Origin of the sequence: Proteiniphilum sp. UBA5463, from assembly GCF_002427225.1 — a bacterium.
Lineage (GTDB): Bacteria > Bacteroidota > Bacteroidia > Bacteroidales > Dysgonomonadaceae > Proteiniphilum > Proteiniphilum propionicum.
Genome location: NZ_DIQL01000062.1, coordinates 81126 through 90838, shown reverse-complemented (window position 1 = coordinate 90838; position 9713 = coordinate 81126). Strand labels below are relative to the sequence as shown.

The following is a 9713-nucleotide window of genomic DNA, read 5'->3' as shown; positions in this document are numbered from 1 at the left end:
CTGTCCGGAATAAATCTGCTCGAAAAAAACGGATGCAGTTCTCCCGGGAACAAACAGGCGTGTTATCCGTTTATCTATCAAAAGCAACTGCATTAAATTTCTTTCTAAACCCACATCATAATGACCAACAATACTTTAGAACTTATACAACAGTTCAATCCCCCACCAATCAGCATTCCTATCAACAAATGCGAACTGGATAAAATTATCGATTCTTTTATCACCTTTATGTTTCCCATATGCGATTGTCCCAAATCGCATAATGTACACGGAGGGTTGATTGAAACTGCGGGTTTATTTCACTCTAACATAGCCGCACTAACCAGTGAAAAAAAGGCTGATGATATTACTGAAGAATTTTTCAGGAGATTCCCCACACTTCAAAAACGGCTATTCGAAGACGCCACCTGTTATTTGAAGTTCGATCCGGCAGCCAAGACTCTTGAGGAGGTAATTATAGCTTATCCCGGCTTTTACGCTCTATGCGTGCACCGTATTGCCCACGAGATCCATCACCTTGGTGTGCCACTTATTGCCAGGATCTTCTCCGAATATGCTCACTCAAAGGTGGGCATCGACATCCACCCTGCAGCAAAAATAGGGAATAATTTCTTCATGGATCACGGAACCGGAATAGTGATTGGCGAAACCACCCAAATAGGCAACAATGTGAAGATATACCAAGGTGTTACACTCGGAGCATTATATGTTGAAAAGAAGTTATCCGATGTAAAACGGCATCCTACCGTTGAAGACAACGTGGTAATTTATGCAAATGCAACAATTTTAGGAGGAGAAACTGTAATCGGTCACGACTCCACCATAGGCGGTGGTGCATGGCTCACACAAAGCGTAATTCCCTATTCTATGGTTTACAATACCGTAGATGTAAAAATAAGAACCGTAAAAGATTTTATTCACCCGAATGATTTTGTGATCTGACGCTCTTTCAACCGTTCTTACAACTATTAATACAAACAGGAGCATAGTATCACTCATATCATTCCAAACAGCAAAATAGTTATGAAGTACAACAATATTTTAGAGGCAATTGGAAATACACCACACGTACGTTTAAACCGTTTATTCCCTGCACATGATGTATGGATTAAACTGGAGAAGCAGAACCCTGGAGGCAGCATCAAAGACCGCATTGCATTATCGATGATAGAAGATGCCGAAAAACAGGGTATATTGAAACCAGGTGACACCATCATAGAACCCACTTCGGGTAACACTGGCGTAGGTCTCTCATTTGTTGGTGCTGTTAAAGGGTACAAAGTAATCATTGTTATGCCCGAATCGATGTCGGTTGAACGTCGACGCTTAGTGGCTCTTTACGGCGCAAAACTTGTTCTGACCCCTCGTGAGAAGGGAATGAAAGGAGCCATAGAAAAAGCCGAAGAGATAAAGAGCGCTACTCCCGGTTCATGGATTCCTCAACAGTTTATGAATAAATCCAACCCAAATGTACATGCTGAAAAAACGGCAAAGGAGATACTCAACGATTTTCCTGAAGGCCTTGACTATCTTATTACAGGTATCGGTACGGGAGGCCATATCACCGGTGTTGGAAGAGAGTTGAAGAAAAAATTCCCTTCCTTGCAGGTGATCGGTATTGAACCTGCCGATTCACCCTTCATCACCGAGGGGAAGCAGGGACCACACGCTATTCAGGGTCTCGGGGCGGGTTTTATTCCCGACATTCTTGATCTTACCATCATAGACAGTGTTATAAAAGTGACCAGGGATGAAACTTTTGATTATTCCAGACGTCTTGCCCGCGAAGAGGGTATCGTAGGAGGCATTTCCACCGGCGCGGCTCTGGCTGCAGTAGCGCAGAAAATAACTGAGCTAAGCGACAGGAAGCGTATTCTCACTTTCAATTACGACACCGGCGAGCGCTATCTATCTATAGAGGGGCTGTTTTGAGCATATCCTCAAGAATAGCTACTCCATTCTCCACTGTTTCCACGTTACTGATCATTACAGACCGTTTTTTTCCATTCTCCCGCAGCCGGCATTGCCGCGGATGGAGCTGCACATAATTTAATAAATTATCAAATATTGATGAGCTGTAATATGGAGATTCCGGATCTGAGATCAGGAAGAGAGTCATTTGCCCGTTTTTCAGTACAATCTTTTCCAATCCCAGCGATTTCGCAATACGACGAAGCCTCACTATTCTAATCAGCTCTTTACCCTGTTGCGGTATTTTTCCAAATCTGTCCTCTATCCGCCCGGTAAAATTAAGTATTTCCGTTTCTGTCTCCATACTGTCAAGCTCACGGTATATAGCCACCCTCTCCGAGTCGTTTGGTATATATGTAGCCGGAAACATCAGCTCAAGGTCGCTTTCCACAAGCACTTCATCAACGAAGTTCAGATCCGATGCTTTTATCTCCTGCTGTTCCTTATAGAGTTCCGAAAACTCATCTTTCCGAAGCTCGTGTACAGCTTCGGAAAGGATTTTCTGATAAGTTTCATAGCCCAGGTCGGCTATAAACCCACTCTGTTCCGCTCCCAGCAAGTTGCCTGCCCCCCTGATATCCAGATCCTGCATGGCAATATGAATACCGCTACCCAGCTCTGCAAAGTTCTCTATCGCCTGCAATCTTCGTCGCGACTCACTGCTCAACGTGTAAAGAGGTGGGGCAAGCAGGTAGCAGAACGCCTTACGGTTACTTCGCCCCACTCTTCCCCTCAACTGATGCAGGTCGCTCAACCCGAAATTATGTGCATCCATCACAATAATGGTATTCACATTGGGCATATCAATTCCCGACTCTATTATGGTCGTGGCAATAAGCACATCATGCTCCTGGTTTATAAAGTCGGCAATTACCTCCTCCAATTTTTTCGGATCCATCTGCCCATGTCCCACAGCTATACTTACTCCCTTAATCTCCCGTTTTATAAGAGCCTCTATCTCGTAAATATTCTTGATACGGTTATTCACGATAAACACTTGTCCGTTCCGGCTCATTTCAAAATTCACTGCATCGCGAATAATTTCCATATCGAATGTATGAACTTCGGTCTGCACCGGATAACGGTTTGGCGGAGGCGTTCCTATGGTTGAAAGGTCACGCGACCCCATAAGTGAAAACTGTAAAGTCCTTGGAATGGGCGTAGCAGTCATAGTGAGTGTATCTATATTCACCTTCATCTGTTTCAACTTCTCTTTGGTTGAGACACCGAATTTCTGTTCCTCATCGATGATAAGCAATCCCAGGTCCTTGAATTGCACATCCTTTCCAACCAGTCTGTGAGTACCTATGATGATATCTATTTTACCATCTTTCAGATCGCTGAGGATCGACTTTTGCTCTTTTGACGATCTCGCACGGCTCAAATAATCCACTTTAACCGGGAAATTCGCCAGCCTCTCACTGAACGTATGATAATGCTGTGTAGCCAATACAGTGGTCGGCACCAGTAAAGCAGTCTGCTTGCCATCAACTGCAGCCTTGAAAGCGGCACGAATAGCGATCTCTGTTTTGCCGAAGCCCACATCTCCACAAATAAGCCGATCCATGGGACGCTCGCTTTGCATATCAGCCTTTACATCGCGTGTAGCTTTTATCTGGTCGGGCGTATCTTCATACATGAACGAAGCCTCCAGTTCAGTCTGCATATATGTGTCCCTTGAGTAAGCAAAGCCCTTCTCCTGCAGTCGTTTGGCGTATAACCTAATCAGGTCGCGTGCAATATCCTTGATCTTCGATTTTGTACGCTCTTTCACCCTTTCCCATGCGCCGGAGCCCAGTTTGTTCAGTTGCGGCTGTTCACCCTCCTTTCCCTTATATTTAGAAATCTTATGCAGCGAGTGAATTGATACAAACACCGCATCGTTATTCAGATAAGTAAGTTTAATCACCTCCTGCACCTTATCTCCTATACGAAGCCTCACCAGACCCGCAAACCTGCCAACACCGTGATCCATATGCACCACATAATCGCCCTGTTGAAGCTGATTTATCTCTTTTAGTGTAAGTGTCAGCTTGCCTGAGCGTACTCTGTCGGATTTCAGGCTATATTTGTGAAAACGGTCGAAAATCTGATGATCGGTAAAACAGCAGATTTTCAGTGTCTCATCCGAAAAACCTTCATGCAAAGTTTTATTCACCGGAATAAACGGGATGGGGTCGTCGCGATCTTCAAAAATGTGGTAAAGACGTTTCTGTTGCTTTTCGCTATCGCTTAGTACATATATTGTATAGCCATCATCAATGAACTGATGAAAAGAGCTGCTCACCAAATCGAAGTTTTTGTGATAGAGCGGTTGCAAAGAAGTCTTGAAATCGATGGATGCATCGGGTGTATCTGCCATCTTAACATCGAAACGAAGTTGTTTGAATTGTTTTAAGCCCTTAATAAAATCATTTTTCGATAACATGTCTGCCTTTACAAACTCCACATCTCTGACATCAATATGCAGTAAATCATCATTTAGCGACTCCACACGGCTTGATATCCAGCGAATATCTTCTATCCCTATAACCGAGGTTGCCGGGAGGTAGTCGAACAGCGATGCCTTTCCGGAATCAGAATTCACAAATTCCGGAACGATGCGTATATGGTTGAATTTCTCATTAGAGAGTTGGGTCTCCGGATCGAAATTTCTGATGGTTTCCACCTCATCTCCAAAAAAATCAATACGGTAAGGGAACTCACTTGAGAACGAGAATACATCGAGAATGCTACCCCTAAGGGCATACTGTCCCGGTTCATACACATAATCAGTATATTGAAACCCGTAACTGTCTAACATCTCACTCACGAATGACGAATCAATCCTTTCACCCACCGACACATTAAGTGTATTCTCCCTGAGTAGCACTGCTGAAACGGTTTTTTCCGCCAGCGCATCGGGAAAGCTTACAATAATCAACGGGCTGCTTTCTCCCTGCAGCCGGCACAATAACTCTGTTCGCAGTACCTCGTTTGCCGCATCAGGCTGTCCGTATTTTGCAGCCCTCTTATATGCAGAGGGAAAGAACATCAAATCACCAGGCCCTATAAGCTGTAAAACATCGTGATAGAAATAACCTGCTGTTTCCGCGTCATTCAGAATATACAGGTACGTTCGCGGATGTTTCCTGTACATTCCCACGGCAAAGATGGCCCGTGACGACCCCTGCAAACCCTTTACCGATAAAATGTTAACATTTTTCAGTAATGAATCCGCCGCCGCCACATTAGGATGTTTTTCAACCCTTAGCTGTAGTTTATCAATTTTTATTGTTTCAACCATTCATAGAAAGTGCAAAGTTAAGTCATTTTTTATTATCTTTGTCGCGTTTATTCAAGAAAAGGATTTATATGCAGACAGATGCCAGGCATACACCTAACTACATTTTCGAAACCAGTTGGGAAGTATGCAACAAGGTAGGTGGTATCTACACCGTATTATCAACCCGGGCCAATACCCTTCAAAGTATCTATAAAGACAGAATATTCTTTATAGGCCCCGACATCTGGCTTGAAAAGGAGAGTCCATGGTTCAAGGAAGATCCGGCACTTTACGCATCATGGCGCGACTTTGCCTTGCACAATCAGCATCTCGAAATCAGAGCTGGCCGCTGGCTGGTGCCGGGAGAGCCTATTGTTTTTCTGGTGAAATTCAAACCATTCTTTGAGAAGCAGAACGATATCTACACAAAGATGTGGCTTGATTATGGGGTGGACTCGATAGCTGCATACGGCGACTATCATGAATCAGCAATATTTGCATACTCCACGGGACTTGTTATCGAGAGTTTTTATCGTTTCCACCATCTCGAGGCCGACAACGTAATCGCCCATTTCAACGAATGGATGCTTGGCACCGGCGCACTCTATATTAAAAAGTACGTACCCAAGATTGCCACCATCTTCACCACTCACGCCACCTCGTTAGGCCGCTCAATAGCCGGCAACAATCTTCCTCTGTATAATCATTTAAAAGGATACAACGGCGATCAGATGGCACGCCAGCTTAATATGGCTGCCAAACACTCTTTAGAGAAAAAAGCTGCTCTAAACGTCGATTGTTTCACCACTGTGAGCGAGATAACAGCTTCAGAATGTGCCCAGTTCCTTAATCGCCACCCCGATGTTGTCACTCCCAACGGATTTGAGAAAGATTTCATTCCAAAAGGAATTACCTACGACCATGCACGTAAAAAGGGTAGAAAAGTATTAATGAACGTAGCGGAGAAGACTCTCGGGCACGCAATCCACAGAGATGCGTTACTTATAGGCATCAGTGGAAGATATGAATATAAAAACAAGGGAATAGATGTTTTTATTGATGCGATGAACCTGCTAAGGAAAATGCCGCAGCTGACAAAAGATGTAATTGCTTTCATCATGGTCCCCGGTTGGATTAGTGGGCCGCGTAAAGACCTGCAGGCACTCCTTTTGGAAGACAATACACCACCTGAAAAGAATGACTCATCGCAGGGTTGCCCTTATGTTACTCACCAGCTTGTTGACCCGCAACACGACATTGTAATGAGCCGTCTGAGGCATCTTGGTATCTGTAATTCTCCCAATGACAGGGTAAAAATTATCTTTGTTCCCTCATATTTAAATGGCGACGATGGAATTTTCAATCTTCCCTATTACGATCTTCTTATAGGCCTCGACATGTCGGTGTTCCCTTCATACTACGAGCCTTGGGGATATACCCCGCACGAGAGTGTGGCCTTCTCCATCCCCACCATCACCACTTCACTTTCAGGATTCGGGGTGTGGGCCAAAAAGAGGAGTGATAAAAAAAATGGGCTTGACGATGGAATTCAGGTGATTTACCGCAACGATGAAAATTACATGGATGTTGCCGAGGAGATTGCCGGTCTCATAAGCGATTTTTCGCTGAAGAGCAGCGAACAGGTAAAGATGCTTAAACACAGTGCCTCCACACTATCAGACAAAGCCGACTGGCCACATTTCATCTCTTTCTACCAGGAAGCCTACAGCAAAGCTTTGCACAACTCGTTCATCAGATTGTCAAAACCGTATAAACTTAAAGCAGATTAGAAACATAACGTTTGCAGCAGCATCTAATGGTGTTTAACAATGTTTTTTAGGCTATTAACATTAAAATCATTATAATTGCATCTGTATCGTTCAAAATCTTGACATGGTAATGTTTTCTACTCTACCAAATAAAATCAACCTATAATAATTAAGTAAAACTAACAACAATGATTATTCAGTCAAGTTATTCAAATACACCCGTATGGAAAGATATTCATGTTCATTCAGAATTACCTGCCCAGTTGCGGCCGCTAAAAGAGATTACACAAAACCTATGGTGGGTATGGAATGAGGAGGTAAAAGCAATTTTAGAGACCCTGGACCCCGACGAGTGGGAAAAAAGCGGCAAAAACCCGGTTGAGATGCTGCAGAATCTACAACCCAATATCACTGAGAATGTGGTAAATAATCATGAGCTCATGCGACGGATCCAGCATATTTACGACAACTTTAAAAACTATATGAGCATTCCACATGACAAGGAGCGCCCAAGTGTAGCCTACTTCAGTATGGAATACGGGTTATCTCACGTATTGAAGATCTACTCGGGTGGCCTTGGCATTCTTGCAGGAGACTACCTGAAGGAGGCCAGTGACAGCAACGTTGACATGACTGCGGTAGGTTTTCTCTACCGTTACGGATACTTCACCCAGACTCTTTCTATTGACGGTCAACAGATAGCCAACTACGAACCTCAGAACTTCGGCAGCCTGCCCATAACACAGATGATGAATCCTGACGATACTCCAATGATTCTAACCGTACCCTTCCATGACCGCCTCATCTATTCTAACGTATGGAAGGTGGCCGTGGGGCGCATCAACCTTTATCTGATGGATACCGATATTGAGCAGAACAGCGATTACGACCGCTCCATCACCCACCAGCTGTATGGCGGTGACTGGGAGAACCGTATGAAACAGGAATATTTACTGGGCATTGGCGGCATCCTTCTTTTAAAGAAGCTGGGCATCAAAAAGGATGTGTATCATATGAACGAGGGACATGCAGCCTTTATAAATGTGCAGCGTCTGCGCGACTACGTGGTTGAAGAGAAGCTTTCGTTCCGCGAAGCCCTTGAGGTTGTTCGTGCCTCATCGCTATATACGGTTCACACCCCGGTACCTGCAGGTCACGACTATTTTGATGAATCGCTCATAGCCAAATACATGACACCCATTGTTCAAAAGATGGGTATTCCCTGGCAGCAGTTCATGGACATGGGGCGTGCCAATCCAGGCACAAACGAAAAATTCTCCATGAGTGTGTTCGCCCTGAATACTGCACAAGAGACAAACGGTGTGAGCAAACTGCACGGTGCCGTATCCCAAAAAATGTTCCAGCCGGTCTGGAAAGGCTACTTCCCCAAAGAGCTGCATGTAGGCTATGTGACCAACGGCGTGCACCTGCCAAGTTGGGCTACATCTTCGGTAAAGGCGCTTTACGAAAAGTATTTCGGCGATTCGTTCTTTAATGATCAGTCGAATCCCGAAATATGGAAAAAGATTTACGATGTGAGTGATAATGAACTGTGGGCTCTCCGCATGCATCTGAAGAAGAAGCTAGTTGACTATATCCGGATTGAGTTTACCGAAGGATGGCTAAAGAACCAGGCCGATCCTTCCAGGATCATGAGCATGCTAGAAGAGGTGAATCCCAACGCTCTGCTAATTGGTTTCTCACGCAGGTTTGCCACCTACAAACGGGCACATCTGCTTTTCACCGATTTAGAAAGGTTGTCCAGAATTGTCAACAATCCCAAATACCCGGTTCAGTTTATTTTTGCCGGTAAGGCACATCCTGCCGATGGCGGCGGACAAGGGCTTATCAAGCAGATTGTTGAAATTTCGCGTCGTCCCGAGTTCCTTGGCAAGATCATCTTCTTAGAGAATTATGATATGCGCCTTGCCAAGAGATTGGTTTCAGGCGTGGACATCTGGCTTAACACCCCTACCCGTGCACAGGAAGCATCGGGCACATCGGGCGAGAAGGCCGAGATGAATGGTGTTCTCAACCTTTCCGTGTTAGACGGATGGTGGTACGAAGGATACAGGGAGGGCGCCGGCTGGGCATTAACCGAAAAAAAGACTTACGACAGCCAGTCTTTCCAGGATGAGCTTGATGCTTCTACCATCTATTCTATGCTTGAGAACGAAATCATACCGTTATATTACGCTCACAACAGCTATGGTTACTCTTACGAATGGATACAGTACATCAAAAAATCAATGGCTGAGATTGCACCCAACTTCACCACAAAACGAATGATGGACGACTATTACAATCTTTTCTACAATAAGCTGGCAAAGCGTTCACACATTCTCCAGGCTAACAATTACGCTAAAGCAAAAGAGATTGTAAAATGGAAGGAAGACACTGCATCGAAATGGGATAAATTCGAAGTAATCAAGCTAGAGTTCAATCCTAACCAGAAGGTAGATTTCAACAACAGCAACAAAGAGATTTACGGCCGTGTTGTCATCGACAAGAAAGATATGGCCTGCGATTTTGGTGTTGAGTGTGTAGTTGTTGACCACGACACAATGACAAAAGAACCGCAATTTATTGATTCGTACGAGTTTGAGCTTGTAAAGAAAGAAGGCACCCTGTTGTATTTCGAAACAAGCAAGTCGCCCAACGATCCCGGAACACACCAGTATGGAATACGAATATTCCCTAAAAATCCC

5 protein-coding genes are annotated in these 9713 nt (G+C 44.5%); 4 read left to right on the top strand and 1 reads right to left on the bottom strand.

Translation table 11 applies throughout. The features are described 5' to 3' along the window. Positions 1–120 precede the first annotated feature (120 nt). Together epsC and cysK are read left to right on the top strand one after the other, a co-directional pair. Positions 121–942: a serine O-acetyltransferase EpsC gene (gene epsC, locus B3B27_RS11540; protein WP_286847493.1), complete on the top strand. Its 822-nt coding sequence runs from the start codon at positions 121–123 to the stop codon at positions 940–942. 81 nt (positions 943–1023) lie between these two features. After that, the gene (gene cysK / locus B3B27_RS11535) at positions 1024–1932 is read left to right on the top strand and encodes a cysteine synthase A (protein ID WP_238868009.1); all 909 of its coding nucleotides are present in this window, start codon (positions 1024–1026) and stop codon (positions 1930–1932) included. Here the strand turns inward: cysK and mfd are convergent. Beyond that, positions 1913–5257, bottom strand: coding sequence for a transcription-repair coupling factor (gene mfd / locus B3B27_RS11530; RefSeq protein WP_286847492.1), 3345 nt, complete (start codon positions 5255–5257; stop codon positions 1913–1915). The two genes, cysK and mfd, sit on opposite strands and share 20 nt — an antisense overlap. A gap of 68 nt (positions 5258–5325) precedes the next feature. Here mfd and B3B27_RS11525 point away from each other — a divergent pair, with 68 nt between their 5' ends. Next, entirely contained in the window at positions 5326–7026 is a 1701-nt protein-coding gene (locus B3B27_RS11525; RefSeq protein ID WP_238868011.1) for a glycogen/starch synthase, read from the top strand. Positions 7027–7193: 167 nt separating this feature from the next. Then, on the top strand, positions 7194–9713 hold a 2520-nt coding region (gene glgP, locus B3B27_RS11520), incomplete at its 3' end, for an alpha-glucan family phosphorylase (RefSeq protein ID WP_286847491.1).

Excerpts from the sequence above, each read along its gene's own strand:
- epsC (WP_286847493.1), top strand. The coding sequence starts at position 121 with ATGACCAACAATACTTTAGAACTTATACAACAGTTCAATCCCCCACCA.
- cysK (WP_238868009.1), top strand. The coding sequence starts at position 1,024 with ATGAAGTACAACAATATTTTAGAGGCAATTGGAAATACACCACACGTA.
- mfd (WP_286847492.1), bottom strand. The coding sequence starts at position 5,257 with ATGGTTGAAACAATAAAAATTGATAAACTACAGCTAAGGGTTGAAAAA.
- B3B27_RS11525 (WP_238868011.1), top strand. The coding sequence starts at position 5,326 with ATGCAGACAGATGCCAGGCATACACCTAACTACATTTTCGAAACCAGT.